Origin of the sequence: Pantoea pleuroti (assembly GCF_014156615.1) — a bacterium.
Classification (GTDB): domain Bacteria; phylum Pseudomonadota; class Gammaproteobacteria; order Enterobacterales; family Enterobacteriaceae; genus Pantoea; species Pantoea agglomerans.
This window is the reverse complement of sequence record NZ_SBFD01000005.1, coordinates 207,272-224,458: the sequence shown is the minus strand read 5'-3', so window position 1 is coordinate 224,458 and position 17,187 is coordinate 207,272. Positions and strand designations below refer to the sequence as shown.

General features: G+C 54.4%; 13 protein-coding genes and 2 tRNA genes. 3 read left to right on the top strand and 12 right to left on the bottom strand.

Annotated features, from left to right (window positions below; all coding sequences use genetic code 11):
• Positions 1–14 precede the first annotated feature (14 nt).
• The 10 genes from infB to rlmE form a co-directional block, all read right to left on the bottom strand.
• On the bottom strand, positions 15–2,708 hold the full coding sequence (gene infB / locus EPG66_RS14160; protein ID WP_031592039.1) for a translation initiation factor IF-2: 2,694 nt from the start codon (positions 2,706–2,708) through the stop codon (positions 15–17).
• Positions 2,709–2,725: 17 nt separating this feature from the next.
• Positions 2,726–4,213 (bottom strand): transcription termination factor NusA, encoded by a 1,488-nt coding sequence (gene nusA / locus EPG66_RS14155; RefSeq protein ID WP_010251792.1) that lies wholly within the window; start codon positions 4,211–4,213, stop codon positions 2,726–2,728.
• 24 nt (positions 4,214–4,237) lie between these two features.
• Positions 4,238–4,690 carry a ribosome maturation factor RimP gene (rimP, locus tag EPG66_RS14150; RefSeq protein ID WP_010251795.1) on the bottom strand — a complete coding sequence of 151 codons (453 nt, stop codon included), beginning with the start codon at positions 4,688–4,690 and terminating at the stop codon, positions 4,238–4,240.
• 212 nt (positions 4,691–4,902) lie between these two features.
• A tRNA-Met gene (locus tag EPG66_RS14145) sits at positions 4,903–4,979 on the bottom strand.
• A 59-nt stretch (positions 4,980–5,038) separates the two neighbouring features.
• A tRNA-Leu gene (locus EPG66_RS14140) sits at positions 5,039–5,125 on the bottom strand.
• Positions 5,126–5,162: 37 nt separating this feature from the next.
• The gene (secG, locus tag EPG66_RS14135; protein WP_010251798.1) at positions 5,163–5,501 is read right to left on the bottom strand and encodes a preprotein translocase subunit SecG; all 339 of its coding nucleotides are present in this window, start codon (positions 5,499–5,501) and stop codon (positions 5,163–5,165) included.
• Between the two features lie 216 nt (positions 5,502–5,717).
• Positions 5,718–7,052, bottom strand: a complete 1,335-nt coding sequence (gene glmM, locus EPG66_RS14130; protein WP_182687270.1) for a phosphoglucosamine mutase — start codon at positions 7,050–7,052, stop codon at positions 5,718–5,720.
• Positions 7,049–7,888, bottom strand: coding sequence for a dihydropteroate synthase (folP, locus tag EPG66_RS14125; RefSeq protein ID WP_022625281.1), 840 nt, complete (start codon positions 7,886–7,888; stop codon positions 7,049–7,051). Before folP ends, glmM begins: the two co-directional genes overlap by 4 nt.
• 79 nt (positions 7,889–7,967) lie before the next feature.
• Complete coding sequence (ftsH, locus tag EPG66_RS14120; RefSeq protein ID WP_031592034.1) at positions 7,968–9,893, bottom strand: ATP-dependent zinc metalloprotease FtsH; 1,926 nt, start codon at positions 9,891–9,893, stop codon at positions 7,968–7,970.
• A 113-nt stretch (positions 9,894–10,006) separates the two neighbouring features.
• The gene (gene rlmE, locus EPG66_RS14115) at positions 10,007–10,636 is read right to left on the bottom strand and encodes a 23S rRNA (uridine(2552)-2'-O)-methyltransferase RlmE (protein WP_010251807.1); all 630 of its coding nucleotides are present in this window, start codon (positions 10,634–10,636) and stop codon (positions 10,007–10,009) included.
• 127 nt (positions 10,637–10,763) lie between these two features.
• On the opposite strand from rlmE, the gene yhbY reads away from it, so the two are divergent.
• Positions 10,764–11,057 carry a ribosome assembly RNA-binding protein YhbY gene (gene yhbY / locus EPG66_RS14110; protein ID WP_010251809.1) on the top strand — a complete coding sequence of 98 codons (294 nt, stop codon included), beginning with the start codon at positions 10,764–10,766 and terminating at the stop codon, positions 11,055–11,057.
• A gap of 106 nt (positions 11,058–11,163) precedes the next feature.
• On the opposite strand, the gene greA is transcribed toward yhbY, so the two are convergent.
• Entirely contained in the window at positions 11,164–11,640 is a 477-nt protein-coding gene (gene greA, locus EPG66_RS14105) for a transcription elongation factor GreA (RefSeq protein ID WP_010251811.1), read from the bottom strand.
• Positions 11,641–11,888: 248 nt separating this feature from the next.
• On the opposite strand from greA, the gene dacB reads away from it, so the two are divergent.
• Entirely contained in the window at positions 11,889–13,322 is a 1,434-nt protein-coding gene (dacB, locus tag EPG66_RS14100; protein WP_010251813.1) for a serine-type D-Ala-D-Ala carboxypeptidase, read from the top strand.
• Positions 13,323–13,385: 63 nt separating this feature from the next.
• Here the strand turns inward: dacB and EPG66_RS14095 are convergent, their stop codons facing one another.
• On the bottom strand, positions 13,386–15,653 hold the full coding sequence (locus EPG66_RS14095) for a TonB-dependent siderophore receptor (protein ID WP_182687268.1): 2,268 nt from the start codon (positions 15,651–15,653) through the stop codon (positions 13,386–13,388).
• A 250-nt stretch (positions 15,654–15,903) separates the two neighbouring features.
• Between EPG66_RS14095 and fes the strand changes: the two genes are divergently transcribed.
• Complete coding sequence (gene fes, locus EPG66_RS14090) at positions 15,904–17,109, top strand: enterochelin esterase (RefSeq protein ID WP_182687266.1); 1,206 nt, start codon at positions 15,904–15,906, stop codon at positions 17,107–17,109.
• The last annotated feature ends 78 nt before the right edge of the window (positions 17,110–17,187 follow it).

The window sequence follows — 17,187 nt, the reverse complement described above, 5'->3', positions numbered from 1 at the left end:
ACATCAGCAGTCTATTACTCGATGGTGCGTTTAATTTCGATGATTTCAAACACTTCGATCATATCGCCAACGCGAACGTCGTTGTAGTTCTTCACGCCGATACCGCACTCCATGCCGTTACGCACTTCGTTGACGTCATCTTTAAAGCGACGCAGAGATTCCAGCTCGCCTTCGTAAATCACCACGTTGTCGCGCAGGACACGGATTGGATTGTGACGCTTGATGTTACCTTCCGTCACCATACAACCGGCAATCGCGCCAAACTTCGGTGATTTGAACACATCGCGCACCGCAGCCAGACCGATGATCTGCTGTTTGTACTCTGGTGCCAGCATGCCGCTCATCGCCGCTTTAACTTCGTCAATCAGGTTATAGATGACAGAGTAGTAGCGCAGATCCAGGCTTTCTGCGTCAATGACGCGACGCGCAGAGGCATCGGCACGAACGTTGAAGCCAAGGAGGATGGCGTTAGAGGCCGCAGCCAGGGTCGCATCGGTTTCGGTAATCCCGCCCACGCCTGAACCAACAATCTTCACCTTCACTTCGTCGGTGGAGAGTTTCTGCAGGGAGTCGGAGATTGCTTCTACAGAGCCCTGAACGTCAGCTTTCAGAACGATGTTCAGTTCAGACACTTCGCCTTCGGTCATGTTAGCAAACATGTTCTCGAGCTTAGATTTCTGCTGGCGAGCCAGTTTAACTTCGCGGAATTTGCCCTGACGATAGAGCGCAACTTCACGTGCTTTCTTCTCGTCACGTACCACGGTCGCTTCATCACCCGCAGCCGGCACGCCGGACAGGCCCAGAATCTCAACCGGGATAGATGGACCCGCTTCCATGACTTCGCGACCCAGTTCGTCACGCATTGCACGAACGCGGCCATATTCGAAACCACAAAGAACGATGTCGCCTTTGTTCAGCGTACCTTCACGTACCAGCACGGTGGCAACCGGACCACGACCTTTGTCGAGGAACGATTCGATCACCACGCCGCTCGCCATACCTTCACGGATAGCGGTCAGTTCCAGCACTTCCGCCTGCAGCAGGATAGCGTTTAACAGGTCATCAATGCCGGTACCCGCTTTCGCAGAGACATTAACGAACATGTTTTCACCGCCCCACTCTTCCGGAATGATACCGTACTGAGTCAGTTCGTTTTTAACACGATCCGGATCCGCTTCTGGCTTATCGCACTTGTTCACTGCAACCACAACCGGCACTTTAGCGGCTTTGGCGTGCTGAATAGCTTCGACAGTCTGTGGCATCACGCCATCGTCTGCTGCAACCACCAGGATAACGATATCGGTCGCCTGCGCACCACGTGCACGCATCGCGGTAAACGCGGCGTGGCCCGGGGTATCCAGGAAGGTGACCATACCGTTGTCGGTTTCAACGTGGTAAGCACCGATGTGCTGAGTAATACCGCCCGCTTCGCCAGAGGCGATTTTAGTGGAACGGATATAGTCCAGCAGGGACGTTTTACCGTGGTCGACGTGGCCCATGATGGTGACAACCGGAGCACGAGACTCCTGCGCAGCATCAGTATCACGATCGTCCATTACCGCTTCTTCCAGCTCGTTCTCACGACGCAGGGTCACTTTGTGGCCCATCTCTTCGGCAACGAGCTGTGCAGTTTCCTGGTCGATGACCTGGTTGATGGTCGCCATCGCGCCCATTCTCATCATCGCTTTAATGACCAGAGAACCTTTCACCGCCATTTTGTTAGCCAGTTCGGCTACGGTGATGGTTTCGCCAATCACAACATCGCGGTTAACGGCCTGCGCTGGCTTGTTGAAGCCCTGCTGCAGTGCGCTAGGTTTGCGATGCTTGCCGCCTTTACCGCCACGAACCTGCGCACGCGCTTCTTCACGGTCAGTTTTGGCTTCAGAGTGTTTGTTGCCTTTTTTCGCCGGACGCGCAGCTTTAGCAGTAGTACGCGCACGCGCACGACCTGCTTCAACCTGGCGGTCGTTTTCGTCTTCCGCCTGACGGGCATGGGTCGAAGTGGTGACGTGATAATCGCCTTTATCCTCTTCTTCCGGTTTTTCCCATTCAGCTGATTTCTCTTCAGCCAGACGGCGGGCTTCTTCTGCTACGAGGCGGGCAGCCTCTTCAAGCTTACGGCGGGCTTCTTCTTCAGCTTTACGCTTCAGTTCGGCAGCTTCAGCTTCGCGACGGGCTTTGTCTGATTGCGCAGCCCTGGTCACTTCGTCGGTAGGTTGATTTGTCACTTTATCATTTTCCGCTGCTGCACGTTTGGCCTTGTCAGCGGCTTCGCGCCTGGCTTTATCTTCGGCTTCACGTTGCGCTTTCTGTTCAGCTTCGCGACGGGCTTTTTCTTCAGCCTCGCGTTGCGCCTGCTCTTCCGCTTCACGCTGCGCCTCGGCTTCAGCTTCTGCCTGAGCTTGCTCAGCCTCTGCATCACCCTTCACATAGGTACGCTTTTTGCGGACTTCAATTTGCACCGACTTACTTTTACCCCCGGTGCCTGGAATATTCAAGGTGCTGCGCGTTTTACGCTGCAGCGTCAGCTTAGCTGAACCGACCTGACCGTGTTCACGGTTCAGATGAGATAGTAAGGTTTCTTTCTCTTGCTGGGTCACTGCGTCATTTTCAGACTTAGGGATCCCCGCATCAGCAAATTGCTGTACCAGGCGATCGACCGGAGTCTGAATTTCTGCGGCCAGCGATTTTACGGTTACATCTGTCATGCTGTTCCTTCCTGTTATTACGCGTCATCGCCGAACCAGCAGATATTACGTGCGGCCATAATCAGCGCGCCGGCTTGTTCATCAGACATGCCTTCAATATCCGTCAGATCGTCAACACCTTGCTCAGCGAGATCTTCCAGCGTGCAAACGCCTTTCGACGCCAGGCGGAACGCCAGCGCACGATCGAGGCCTTCAAGATTCAGAAGATCCTCAGCGGGCTCCTGATTTCCAAGACTCTCTTCTTTCGCCAGTGCCAGGGTGGTTAACGCATTTTTTGCTCGTTCACGCAGGGCTTCAATGGTCTCTTCGTCGAGGCCGTCGACTTCCAGCAGCTCGTTGATTGGCACGTATGCCAGCTCTTCCAGCGAGGAGAAGCCCTCTTCCACCAGTACGGTGGCGAACTCTTCGTCGATGTCGAGATGTTTAGTGAACATATCGATCGCTGCATGTGCTTCAGCCTGATGCTTAGCCTGCAGATCATCGACGGTCATCACGTTCAGCTCCCAGCCACTCAGCTGTGAAGCGAGACGCACGTTTTGGCCGTTACGGCCGATCGCCTGAGCCAGATTGCCAGCTTCTACGGCGATATCCATGGTGTGGTTATCTTCATCAACCACGATTGACGCCACATCGGCCGGAGCCATGGCGTTAATAACAAACTGCGCCGGGTTATCGTCCCACAGCACGATATCGATACGCTCGCCACCCAGTTCACTGGAAACTGCCTGAACACGCGCGCCGCGCATGCCCACACAGGCACCCACCGGATCAATACGTTTGTCGTTGGTTTTGACTGCAATTTTAGCGCGCGAACCCGGATCACGAGCAGCGGCTTTAATTTCAATCAGTTCTTCGCCAATTTCTGGCACCTCGATGCGGAACAGTTCAATCAGCATTTCTGGTTTAGAACGCGTCACGAACAGCTGCGCGCCACGCGCTTCCGGACGTACAGAGTAGAGTACGCCACGAATACGGTCGCCTGGACGGAAGTTTTCACGCGGCAGCATATCTTCGCGCAGAATCACCGCTTCGGCATTGCTGCCTAAGTCGAGGGAGATGTTGTCGCGGTTAACTTTCTTCACCACGCCCGTGATAATTTCGCCTTCCTGCTCACGGAACTGATCAACCACCATTGCGCGCTCAGCTTCGCGCACTTTTTGCACGATAACCTGCTTAGCAGTCTGGGTGGTGATACGGTCAAAGGTGACCGATTCAATCTGATCTTCGACATATTCGCCCAGATTGAATGCTTCATCTTCGAAGCGGGCCGCATCCAGCGTGATCTCGCGCGTCGGCTGTGTCACCTCTTCTACGATTTCCCAGCGGCGGAAAGTATCGAAATCGCCACTGCGGCGATCAATGCTGACGCGTACCTCAATTTCCTGCTCATACTTTTTCTTGGTCGCAGTCGCCAGCGCGCTCTCCAGCGCTTCGAAGATTTTCTCACGCGGCAGGGCTTTTTCGTTAGAAACGGCTTCTACAACAGCTAAGATCTCTTTGTTCATCCTGGTTAGCCTCAATCCGGACTTTTAAAAGTGGGGGACCAGGTTCGCTTTCTGAATATTACTCAGCGCGAACACTTCATCGCTACCCTCAACGTGCACCGTGATCATCTCGCCATCAACTGACTTAATGGTTCCCTGCCATTTACGGCGGTTCTGAACGGCCATACGCAACACCAGACTCACTTCTTCACCCATAAAGCGGGTGTAGTGTTCTGCAGTGAACAGAGGACGATCGAGTCCCGGTGAAGAGACTTCTAGGTTGTAAGGGACCGTAATGGGATCTTCAACATCCATTACCGCACTTACCTGGTGGCTGACATCGGCGCAATCATCGACATTGATGCCATCTTCACTATCAATATAGATGCGCAGGATAGATGTGCGACTACGAACGAATTCAATTCCAACCAGTTCGTAACCCAGCGCTTCTACGGGAGCCGATACCAACTCTGTCAATTTTTGCTCTAATGTGGACAAGCCCACCCCCAAGACATAAAAAAAGGGCCTATAGCCCAGTATTACGATTCGCTAATAACAAAAAACCCCGAATATTCGGGGCTTTTAATCACTGGACCCTGTATGCCGCAATGCGGCCCGGACTCCATCCAAAGAATTTTCTTTCAAAAAATAACCGTGAATGCGTCCGTCGATGCATACAGTATATTTGAAAAAGAACTCAAAGGGAAAATTGGTTGCGGGGGCCGGATTTGAACCGACGACCTTCGGGTTATGAGCCCGACGAGCTACCAGGCTGCTCCACCCCGCGTCCGAAAACGTGGCGAATAATACGCCAGACCTGCATAAAATGCAAGGGATACTACTATTTGGTACCGAGGACGGGACTTGAACCCGTAAGCCCAATCGGGCACTACCACCTCAAGGTAGCGTGTCTACCAATTCCACCACCACGGCACTGCACTGACCACAACGATTCGTTGTGCTGACGACCTTACTTAGGAATATCGCTGCCCGGAGTTACCGGTTGAGCTGGCTTTTCAGTCTGTTGAGAAGACTGCGCCGGCGCAGAAAGATTTTCCCACTCGCTTCCTTTAGACGCTTTATTGCTGTTCAGATTACCCAGAACCAGGCTGATGATGAAAAACAGCGCTGCTAAGATGCCGGTTGTACGAGTCATGAAATTACCTGAGCCCGAAGAACCAAACACCGTACCGGATGCGCCTGCACCGAATGAGGCTCCCATATCAGCGCCTTTGCCTTGCTGCAGCATGATCATACCCACGAGGGCGATAGCTACAATAAGGAAAACTACTAAAAGAGCTTGGTACATATCATCCTGTTCCTTGCACGGTAATCGTACAGTTAAAGCTTCAACCAGTATTGATGGGGAGTCTCGTCATCACCCATCAGAAGCGGGTGTGAATACTAACCAAAGGCGCATATCTCTGCAAGTGCAATTTTTACTACCCACACTGTTTGCAGAAAAAAAGGCCATCCCGGTGATTTTACAGGCAGTTCAGCACTCTGCAGACCGCCTGTTACGGTTTTAAACGGCCTTGACCTGATCGGCGATGCGATTCGCCAGTTCGGTGACCTGCGCCTCATTTTCGCCTTCGACCATGACACGAATCAATGGCTCAGTACCTGATTTACGCAGCAGAACGCGTCCGCGACCCGCCAGCGCTTTTTCCACGTCGGCCGTGACAGCTTTTACCGAGTCACTCTGAAGCGGATCATGTTCGCCCGCAAAGCGTACGTTAACCAGGACCTGCGGCAGCATCTTCATGCCACTACAGAGATCGTGCAGGCTCATGTGATTGCGCACCATCGCAGTGAGCACTTGCAAACTTGCAACGATACCGTCACCGGTCGTGGTTTTATCCAGCAGAATCACATGACCGGAGTTCTCTGCACCCAGACGCCAGCCCTTCTCCTGCATCTTCTCCAGTACATAACGGTCACCGACTTTGGCACGGGTAAATGGAATGCCAAGCTGTTTCAGCGCTAATTCCAGCCCCATGTTACTCATCAGGGTACCCACCACGCCGCCGCGCAGCTGTCCCTGACGCAGTGCTTCACGCGCAATGATGTAGAGGATCTGGTCGCCATCAACTTTGTCACCCAGATGGTCAATCATCATGATGCGATCGCCGTCACCGTCGTAGGCCAGGCCGATATCGGCCTTTTCCGCCAGCACGCGCTGCTGCAGCAGTTTGAGATCGGTGGCACCGCACTCTTTGTTAATGTTCATGCCGTCTGGCTGGACACCGATAGCAATCACCGTCGCGCCCAGTTCACGCAATACATTCGGCGCAATGTGGTAGGTAGCACCATTGGCGCAGTCGACCACAATTTTCAGGCCATTCAGATTCAGTTCGCTGGGGAACGTCCCTTTGCAGAACTCAATGTAACGCCCTGCTGCATCGACGATGCGGCTGGCGCGGCCTAACTGCGCTGATTCAACGCAGGTAATCGGCTTTTCCATCTCCAGCTCAATTGACTCTTCAACATCGTCAGGCAGTTTGGTGCCCTCGGACGAGAAGAATTTAATTCCGTTGTCGTCAAACGGGTTATGTGACGCTGAAATCACAATGCCCGCCTCTGCGCGGAAGGTACGGGTCAGATAGGCGATGGCTGGTGTCGGCATCGGGCCGGTAAAGGCGGCCGTCAGGCCCGCCGCGGCGAGACCAGCTTCCAGCGCCGACTCCAGCATATAGCCAGAGATACGGGTATCTTTACCGATGATGATTTTCTTTGAACCGTGGCGCGCCAGCACTTTACCTGCGGCCCAGCCCAGCTTCAGGACGAAATCAGGAGTGATGGGTGCTTCACCGACTTTGCCGCGAATGCCGTCTGTACCGAAATATTTACGATTACTCATGATACTCCTTTTGCTCTTCGGGTCGCTTCGACCACGCGCATCGCTTCAGCCGTCTCTTTTACATCATGGGCGCGAATAATCTGCGCGCCCTGCATTGCAGCAATCACCGCGCAACTCAGGCTGCCGGTTAAACGCTGTGACGGGCCGACGTTTAACAGCTGGCCAATCATCGATTTACGCGACATCCCCACTAACAGCGGCAGGCCGAAGTGGTGAAAATCGCCAAGATGAGCCAGCAGTTCATAATTGTGGCTGAGATTTTTACCGAAACCGAAGCCCGGGTCGAGTATCAGACGCTCTTTTTTAATGCCCGCCGCTTCGCAGCGCGCTATCTGCTGAGCGAAGTAAGTGTCCACTTCGCTTAAAATATTTTCATAAACCGGTGCCTGCTGCATGGTGCGCGGTTCGCCCTGCATATGCATTAAACAGACAGGCAGTCCGGTCGCGGCTGCGGCTTCCAGCGCTCCGGGTTCAGAAAGGGAACGCACGTCGTTAATGATGTGAGCACCCACTCGCGCGGCTTCCCGGATGACGTCAGCTTTAGAGGTGTCCACTGAAATCCAGACTTCGAAACGCTGGGCAATGGCATCGATGACCGGAATCACCCGCTCCAGCTCCTCCTCCACACTCACTTCATCCGCGCCAGGACGGGTTGATTCTCCGCCCACATCGATGATGGTTGCGCCTGCATTGACCATCTCATTGGTATGCGTCAGCGCATCCACCAGCGCATTATGCTTTCCACCATCTGAAAAGGAGTCCGGCGTGACGTTGAGAATGCCCATCACATGAGGAAAAGATAAATCGAGATGGGAATCACGGGCGAACAACTTCATGGCGGAAACTCCTTGCTGATCAATATCTGGATGTAAAAAACCCCGGACCAGCCGGGGTTTTGTCTGACGATGTTGCGTCTTATTTGTTGTACTGCTCTGACATGGTATTGCCTGGGTTTGGCGTACGCGGTTCATCAACCGGACGTGGCGCCTTTGGCGTACCGTTGCTGTCTGAGTTGCTGCCTGGATCTTCCCAGCCCGCTGGCGGACGCACTTCGCGGCGCGCCATCAGGTCATCGATCTGCGGTGCATCGATGGTTTCATACTTCATCAGCGCGTCTTTCATCGCGTGAAGGATGTCCATGTTCTCACCCAGAATCTGACGAGCACGCTGGTAGTTGCTGTCGATCAGGTGCTTAACTTCCTGGTCGATGATGCGGGCCGTTTCATCAGACATATGTTTCGCTTTCGCGACAGAACGACCGAGGAACACTTCACCCTCTTCTTCTGCATAGAGCAACGGACCCAGTTTTTCAGAGAAGCCCCACTGCGTCACCATGTTACGCGCCAGATTGGTCGCAACTTTAATATCGTTGGACGCACCGGTAGAAACACGTTCTGCACCGTAGATGATCTCTTCTGCCAGACGACCGCCGTAAAGCGTTGAGATCTGGCTTTCCAGTTTCTGACGGCTGGCGCTGATCGCGTCGCCTTCAGGCAGGAAGAAGGTCACACCCAGTGCGCGACCGCGCGGGATAATCGTTACTTTATGAACCGGGTCATGCTCTGGCACCAGGCGACCAATAATGGCGTGGCCTGCTTCGTGGTAGGCAGTTGACTCTTTCTGCGATTCCGTCATCACCATGGAGCGACGTTCCGCACCCATCATGATTTTGTCTTTCGCTTTCTCGAACTCTACCATCGAAACCACACGCTTGTTTGAACGGGCCGCGAACAGCGCTGCTTCGTTAACAAGGTTGGCCAGATCGGCACCCGAGAAGCCTGGCGTACCACGTGCAATGATTGCTGCATCAATATCTGTAGCCAGTGGCACACGACGCATATGTACTTTCAGGATCTGCTCACGACCGCGAACATCTGGCAGGCCAACTACAACCTGACGGTCAAAGCGACCTGGACGCAGCAGCGCAGGGTCCAGTACGTCAGGACGGTTAGTTGCGGCGATAACGATAATACCTTCGTTACCTTCGAAACCATCCATCTCAACCAGCATCTGGTTCAGCGTCTGCTCACGTTCGTCATGTCCACCGCCTAAACCGGCGCCACGCTGACGACCGACGGCGTCGATTTCATCGATAAAGATGATGCACGGAGCCGCTTTTTTGGCCTGTTCGAACATGTCACGCACACGGGATGCACCGACACCAACAAACATTTCCACAAAGTCAGAACCGGAGATGGTAAAGAAAGGCACCTTCGCTTCACCGGCAATCGCTTTTGCCAGCAAGGTTTTACCGGTACCCGGTGGCCCCACCATCAGAACGCCTTTTGGAATCTTACCGCCCAGCTTCTGGAAACGGCTCGGCTCACGCAGATATTCCACCAGCTCAGCAACTTCATCTTTCGCTTCGTCACAACCGGCTACGTCGGCGAAAGTGGTTTTAATCTGGTCTTCCGTCAACATGCGGGCTTTGCTCTTGCCGAAGGACATCGCGCCCTTACCGCCGCCGCCCTGCATCTGACGCATAAAGAAGATCCACACACCGATCAGCAGCAACATCGGGAACCACGAAATGAAGATTGAAGCCAGCAGGCTTGGTTCTTCCGGCGGTTCGCCAACCACTTTGACGTTTTTGGTCAAGAGGTTATCGAGCAACTTGGGATCGTTGACAGGAATGTAGGTCGTGTATTTATTGCTGTCTTTTTTAACGACGTTAATTTCACGCCCGTTAATACGTGCCTCGCGGACCTGATCCTGGTTCACTTCCGACAGGAAGGTTGAATAATCAACCCGACGGCCATTCGACTCGCTGGGCCCAAAGCTCTGGAATACTGACATCAGCACGACCGCGATGACTAACCAGAGAATCAGGTTTTTCGCCATGTCACTCAAGGGATTAACCTCATATTACAACGGTGTTAACAGATAGCGTAGGGTACTATAGATCCCGCATACATGGAATCGCAGCAAAACTGCGGACTTCTCCAGCAATTTGGTTATAGTTTGCGCCCAGTCGCCACAATATACACTTCACGTGAACGTGAACGTGAAGCGTCCGGCTTACGAATTTTCACTTTCGTAAACAGGGAGCGAATTTCCCGCAGGTATTCATCGAAGCCATCTCCCTGAAACACTTTCACTACAAAACTGCCGCCAGGTGCCAGGATATCCCGACACATCTCCAGCGCCAGCTCGACTAAATACATCGACCGGGGAATATCTACGGCAGGTGTACCACTCATATTCGGCGCCATATCGGACATGACAACCTGAACTTTTTGATCGCCAACGCGTTCAAGCAGCGCATTGACTACCGATTCTTCACGAAAATCGCCCTGAAGGAAATCGACACCGACTATCGGATCCATTGGCAGGATATCACAGGCAATGACTCGCCCTTTGTTCCCAATTTGCTGTACCACATATTGCGACCAGCCACCGGGGGCAGCTCCCAGATCTACCACGGTCATGCCGGGTTTGAACAGCTTGTCACCCTGTTGTATTTCATCAAGTTTAAACCAGGCGCGCGAGCGCAACCCTTTTTTATGCGCCTGGAGCACATATTTATCGCTAAAGTGTTCCTGAAGCCAGCGGCCGGAGCTGGCCGAACGCTTTTTACCCGTCATAATATTTCCAACTAAATCGTCATCGTAGCGATAAACCTGCACGCAATGGGTTGCGTCGATTTGGTGATATACCCGAGATGGCGGTAGAATGAACCGTTTTCAATCCCTGAGTAAGTAAAAAACTACGATGAATCTAAGTACCAAACAAAAACAGCACCTCAAGGGCCTCGCCCATCCGCTCAAGCCAGTGGTTATGCTGGGTGGCAATGGCCTGACTGAAGGCGTGCTGGCCGAAATCGAGCAGGCTCTGTCGCATCACGAACTGATCAAGGTAAAAATCGCCTCGGAAGATCGTGAAACGAAACAGCTGATCGTTGAGGCTATCGTGCGTGAGACCGGTGCCAGCAACGTACAGGTGATCGGCAAAACGCTGGTGCTGTATCGCCCCTCTAAAGAGAGCAAAATTTCTCTGCCACGCTAAGTGGGCAAAGAAAGTGACATGCTCTTACCTCAGATAAAAGGCCGCAATGCGGCCTTTTTCCTTTCTTTACATTGTGCTTTAACGCTTTTCAAAGCGTAGCAACATCTTAAAGGTATTCCACCTTCAGGATTTCATACTCAACGTCGCCGCCCGGGGTTTTAACGATAGCCACGTCATCGGCCTCTTTACCCACCAGGCCACGCGCCATCGGCGAATTGACCGAAATCAGATTTTGCTTAAAGTCCGCTTCGTCATCGCCCACAATGCGATACGTGGCTTCTTCGTCGGTTTCGACGTTCAGCACGGTAACGGTTGCACCGAAAATCACGCGTCCGGTTTTCGGCATCTGAGTGACGTCGATAACCTGCGCATTGGAGAGTTTGGCTTCAATCTCCTGAATACGACCTTCGCAAAAACCCTGCTCTTCACGTGCAGCGTGATATTCCGCGTTCTCTTTTAAATCGCCATGTTCGCGTGCGTCAGCGATAGAGGCGATAATGCGCGGGCGCTTCACGGTTTTCAGCTCGTTCAGCTCTTCGCGCAATCTTTCAGCGCCTCTTAACGTCATCGGAATCTGATTCATTTAAGCTCCTCGCCATCTTTCCTGTTTAACGATGTCATCCTGACCGGTGACTGCAGAAAAAAGCGTTCTGCGGCGCATTAGCCCGTTTTGCAAATAAAAGAATCCTGACCCGGAGATGCTTCCAGGCCAGAAAAGAGTTTTGCAATTTGATACGTATTTTACCCCAGAGTTCCCTGCGGGTCATCGTTTACTTTGCACCGTCCAGCGACGTAGTATTGACGCCCTCACCTGCCAGTTACCGCGAGATTATGCGATTTTCACGACTTGTTACCGGATTAAGCTGCGCATTTATGCTGCAGGCACACGCAGCGCCAGTTGATGAATACATGCAGTACCTGCCAGACGGTGCCAATCTGGCGCTGATGGTGCAGAAAGTAGGCGCATCAACCCCGATTATTGATTATCACGGAAAACAGATGGCCCTGCCCGCCAGTACCATGAAAGTGGTAACGGCGCTGGCAGCATTGCTGGAGCTGGGTGGCGACTTCCGTTTTCAGACCACCTTTGAGACTCGCGGCGCCATTATCGATGGCACACTGAACGGCGATTTAGTCGCACGTTTCGGCGGTGATCCCACCTTAAGCCGGCAGGATCTACGCAACATGGTGGCGGCGATAAAGAAGCAGGGCATTAACCATATCAAAGGCAATCTGGTTATCGACACCTCCGTTTTTGCCAGTCACGACATGGCGCCGGGCTGGCCGTGGAATGATATGACTCAGTGCTTCAGCGCCCCGCCGGGTGCGGCAATCGTTGATAAAAACTGCTTCTCGGTGTCGCTCTACAGTGCTAATACGCCGGGTGAGAATGCCTTTGTGCGCATCGCCTCCTATTATCCGGCGCATATGTACAGCCAGGTGCGTACCATTGGCCGCAACAGCGGCGAAGGGCAATATTGCGAGCTGGATGTGGTGCCGGGCGAGCTGAACCGTTACACCCTGACGGGTTGTATGCGCCAGCGCGCGGAACCGCTGCCGCTGGCATTTGCGGTGCAGGATGGCGCGGCCTGGGCTGGCGAAATACTCAAGGCAGAACTGCGGTCGTCTGAGATTGACTACAGCGGGCATCTGGTACGACAGACGCAGGTCACCGAACCGGGTACGGTGCTGGCATCGACCCAGTCCGCGCCGCTGCATACGCTGCTGCACACCATGCTGAAGAAGTCAGACAACATGATTGCCGACACGGTGTTTCGCACCATTGGTCATCACTACTTCAATGTGCCCGGCACGTTCCGCGCCGGACAGGATGCCGTTCGCCGCATCCTGAAAGCCAAAGCCAATGTCGACATGGGTAATAGCATTCAGGTGGATGGTTCCGGTCTCTCCCGCCATGACCTGATTTCGCCGCAAACCATGATGCAGGTTTTGCAGTTTATTGCGAAGAATGACAATACGCTGGATTATATTTCGATGCTGCCGCTGGCAGGTTACGACGGCACGCTGCAGTATCGCGGCGGGCTGCATGAGGCGGGGCTGGATGGCAAAGTCTCGGCGAAAACCGGTTCACTGCAGGGCGTCTATAACCTGGCGGGCTTTATTACTACTTCCAGTGGCGCGCGGGTGGCATTCGTTCAGTTTCTTTCCGGTTATGCGGTCCCGCCGGAAGATCAGCGTACCCGCCGTATTCCGCTGGTGCGATTTGAGAGCCGTCTCTACCGCGATATCAATCAGAACAACTGATTATTCAGTCATAAAAAAAGCGCAGCGGTCAGGTCAACCGCTGCGCTTTTTATTGCCTGTCCATCAGAAGCGGGTGTTCACGCTCATATAATAAGTGCGGCCCGACTCGTTAAAGGTATTGGCCCCTGCGCCATAGAGCCACGCTCCGGTGGTGGCATTGCCGGTGGTCTGCGCGTTGCCCTGACGGAAATGACGCTTGTCGAACAGGTTGTCGATACCCACGGTGACGCTGGCATATTTATTAACGTCATAGGTGCCGCTCATGCCTACAACCGAATAGGGGCTAACCTGATCGGTGGCGCTACCGGTGACGGCGTTACCTTTATAGTCATATTTCTTCGGTACCTGTTTACCGTACCAGGTCAGCGTCGTTTGCAGGGAGAGGTCCTGCATCGCCTGCCAGCTCAGCGTCGAATTGAGCGTATATTCCGGAATAATCGACAGACGATCGCCAGTCTCTTTATTCTTACTCTGCAGCATGTAAGTGAAGTTATTGTTCCAGGTCACGCTGTCGGAGAACGGAACATTGACCGTGCCTTCCAGCCCCTCGACGACCGCTTTTGGCACATTTTCCCATTTGTAGATGTCGGTTTTGCCGTTAGATGCGGTGCCGGTTGGCGCCGTGCCAGCCTCGATCTTGTTACGGTAGTCGTTGCGGAACCAGGTCAGGCCCGCCTGGTAGCCGTCGCGCTTCCATTCGACCCCAATCTCTTTATTGATGCTGTTTTCCGCTTTCAGATCGTCATTACCCATCAGATAACAGGCACCGGCACTGGCGGCGCAGCCCTGACCGTTGCTGTAGAGCAGATAGTTCGGGTTGGTCTGATAGAGGCTCGGGGCTTTGTAGGCGCGCGCAATGCCCATTTTCAGGGTGAACTCATCGCCTAATCCCTGTGACAGGTTGAGCGACGGGCTCCAGTTATCGCCGACAATCGAATGGTGATCGAAGCGCAGGCCCGGCGTCAGCATGGTGCTGTCGGTCAGCTCAATATTGTCTTCGGCAAACAGCGAGAAGATCTCCGCCTGTGAATAGGGTGTGCGGCCGGTCGTAGCGATACCGGGAATCGACCCGAAGCTGGCGGCCTGAGTCGTCGATGAAGGATCCTTCATCCGCTGCTGATTCCATTCCGTCCCGAAAGTCGCGGTCTGGTTCACCAGCCATTCAAACGGCACGCTGACCTCACTGTGCAACAACACATCATCCAGCTGGATGGTATTGAAGTTGCTGTTGGCGAAGATGCCTTCGGTGCCGCCCGCCAGCCCCTCATTCAGACGCGCGTTGCGGGTATTCTCATATTGCGCGTAAGTATTGGTGCTGATGCCATTATCCCAGGCACCGGTCCACTTAACAGAAAAGTTCTGCCGATAGAGCCGGTTGGTCTCGTCACCATATTTGCTTTTCACCAGGGCGTTGGTATTGGTGTTCTGCGTGTCCCCGGCATAGAGGTTGCCCTGACGACTGTAACCGGCCCCCACTTCCAGCGTCTGCATCGGCGCAAATGCCCAGCGCAGCAGGCCATGAATATCTTTGTTGATCGAGCCTTCACGGCCCGCCGGGTACGATCCGGCGTAACTGCCGGTGCGGTCTGCGGCGTGCCCTTCATTAATGTCGTAAGCATCAGCCTGCGTTTTTGCCAGTCCGCCATAGAGCCGGAAACTGACATCATCGCCCAGTGGACCTTCAAGGCTGAAGTTGGTGCGACGGGTCGCGCCCTCCTCCTTGTGTTCCGGCACGTTGTAATAGGCGCTCCATGAGCCGTGCCACTGATTATCCATCTCTTTTTTGGTGATGATGTTCACCACGCCGCCCGCTGCACCGTTACCGTAACGGGCTGCTGCCGGACCGCGGATCACCTCAATGCGATCAATGATCTCTGGCGGCACCCAGTTGGTGTCGCCGCGCGTATCACGCTCGCCACGCCAGCCAAGCCGAACCGCGTTGCGGCTGGTCACCGGCAATCCATCAATCAGAATCAGGGTATTTTCCGGCCCCATGCCGCGGATATCGATCTGGCGATTGTTTCCGCGCTGGCCGCTGGTGGAGTTACCGGTCAGATTGACGCCAGGCATGGTGCGAATAATTTCGGCGACATCGCGTGCGGGTGGATGTTTTTTAATTTCGTCGGCGGTGATGGTCGACACACCAGGTGCCTGCAACGTCTGCTCGGCGGCGGTCACCATCATGGTGTCGTCGTGGAGGGTATCGGAGGGGCTGCTGTCGATGGCCGGTTCGCGGGTGGCTTCGGCAGCCACGGCACCGGCAGAAATGAGAGAGGCGGTGAAACCCAGTTCAATCATAATGGCTAACGAAAGCCGGGATAACTTTTTCATTTTTCTGTTCCTGGAGTGCCGGCGAGGATGCCACTGCCGGCGTGCCGGTAAAAAAGTAATAACCTTGCCTGCAACGTTTTCCCCTTGTCGCCGGGCCAGTGTCAGAACCGCTTTGCATCAGTCTGAAAGCCGGTGCGGCAGAGAGGATGCACGCGCTCCCTGTCGGGCGGAAACACCCTATTGCAAATGCAAATAATTATCAATACTATTATTCATAACATGCATGACCCTAATCAAGGGTGATCGAAAGATGGCGCGTATGACGTGGTTAAATGAAGAAACCGGCAGTGAACGCTGGTGGCAACAGCAGCAGCAACGGGGCATTCCTCTGGTTGAAGCTGGCGAAAAGGGAACCTGTCAGGTCACCTTTTTCTGGCGCGATCCCCAGGGTGACACGCAGCACTCCGATACCCGGCGCGTCTGGATCAATATTACCGGCGTAACCGATCATCATCATTCAGCGGTCCCCTCCTCATTAACGCCTGTTCCCGATACCGATGTCTGGTGGTGGCAAACCGCCCTGCCCGCTGACTGGCGCGGCAGCTACTGCCTGATTCCTGATAGTCAGGAAGAGACATTTACCGGGCAGGCCGATATGCAGGCAGTGCGCCAGTGGTGGCGTCAGAAATTCCCGCAGGCGCAAAGCGACCCGCTGAATCCTTTGCGAAGCTGGGCGGGTGGACGCGGAATGAGGGTCTCGCCACTGCACCTGCCACACGCGCCGGATCAGCAGGTGTGGCGTGCGGTTGATGAAGGCCGTGCCGCCGATATTCCGCTGCAACACTATTTGTGGCGCAGCGAACGGCTGGGAAACCAGCGTCAGATCTGGATCTCTGTCACCGGAGACGCCAGTGCAGGTGATCGTCCGCTGGTACTGCTGCTGGATGGTCAGTTCTGGGCACAGAACATGCCGGTTGCCGGCCCGCTTCAGCAACTGACAGAGGCGGGCGAACTGCCCCCTGCGGTCTATGTCATGATCGACATCATCGACCGCGAACACCGCACGCGTGAGCTGACCTGTAACCCTGACTTCTGGCTGGCGATTCAGAACGAGCTGTTGCCGCAGGTTCAGCGCTGGGCGCCGTTTCGTGCCGACAGCACGCTGGTAGCGGGACAGAGTTTTGGCGGCCTTTCTGCCGCTTACGCCACCCTGACCTGGCCGGAAACCTTTGCTGGAGCGATCAGCCTTTCCGGTTCGTTCTGGTGGCCCGCGCGCGGCGACCCCAATGGCTGGCTGCCACAGCAGTTACAACAGGGTTTGCTGCAGGCCCCCCCTCGCCGCTTCTACCTGGAAGCGGGAAGACGCGAGCGGCTGATTCTGGCAGCAAACCAGCAGTTTCAGCGCGATCTGACCGCCGCCGGACATCAGGTCAGCTATCACCCGGTCGAAGGCGGTCACGATGCGCTGTGCTGGCGCGGCGGACTGCTGGCAGGCCTTAAAGCCATGTGGCAATAGCCCTGACCCGCTTATATTCCGCCTTCTGCGCGACACTGAAAGATATCGGATATGCAGGACAGCGGCGTTAGCGCGCCC

What these genes read in the sequence shown, in the direction of transcription:
- infB (WP_031592039.1), bottom strand. Translation starts at nt 2,708, where the DNA reads ATGACAGATGTAACCGTAAAATCGCTGGCCGCAGAAATTCAGACTCCG.
- secG (WP_010251798.1), bottom strand. Translation starts at nt 5,501, where the DNA reads ATGTACCAAGCTCTTTTAGTAGTTTTCCTTATTGTAGCTATCGCCCTC.
- nusA (WP_010251792.1), bottom strand. Translation starts at nt 4,213, where the DNA reads ATGAACAAAGAGATCTTAGCTGTTGTAGAAGCCGTTTCTAACGAAAAA.
- fes (WP_182687266.1), top strand. Translation starts at nt 15,904, where the DNA reads ATGGCGCGTATGACGTGGTTAAATGAAGAAACCGGCAGTGAACGCTGG.
- folP (WP_022625281.1), bottom strand. Translation starts at nt 7,888, where the DNA reads ATGAAGTTGTTCGCCCGTGATTCCCATCTCGATTTATCTTTTCCTCAT.
- dacB (WP_010251813.1), top strand. Translation starts at nt 11,889, where the DNA reads ATGCGATTTTCACGACTTGTTACCGGATTAAGCTGCGCATTTATGCTG.
- rlmE (WP_010251807.1), bottom strand. Translation starts at nt 10,636, where the DNA reads ATGACGGGTAAAAAGCGTTCGGCCAGCTCCGGCCGCTGGCTTCAGGAA.
- greA (WP_010251811.1), bottom strand. Translation starts at nt 11,640, where the DNA reads ATGAATCAGATTCCGATGACGTTAAGAGGCGCTGAAAGATTGCGCGAA.
- yhbY (WP_010251809.1), top strand. Translation starts at nt 10,764, where the DNA reads ATGAATCTAAGTACCAAACAAAAACAGCACCTCAAGGGCCTCGCCCAT.
- ftsH (WP_031592034.1), bottom strand. Translation starts at nt 9,893, where the DNA reads ATGGCGAAAAACCTGATTCTCTGGTTAGTCATCGCGGTCGTGCTGATG.
- EPG66_RS14095 (WP_182687268.1), bottom strand. Translation starts at nt 15,653, where the DNA reads ATGAAAAAGTTATCCCGGCTTTCGTTAGCCATTATGATTGAACTGGGT.
- glmM (WP_182687270.1), bottom strand. Translation starts at nt 7,052, where the DNA reads ATGAGTAATCGTAAATATTTCGGTACAGACGGCATTCGCGGCAAAGTC.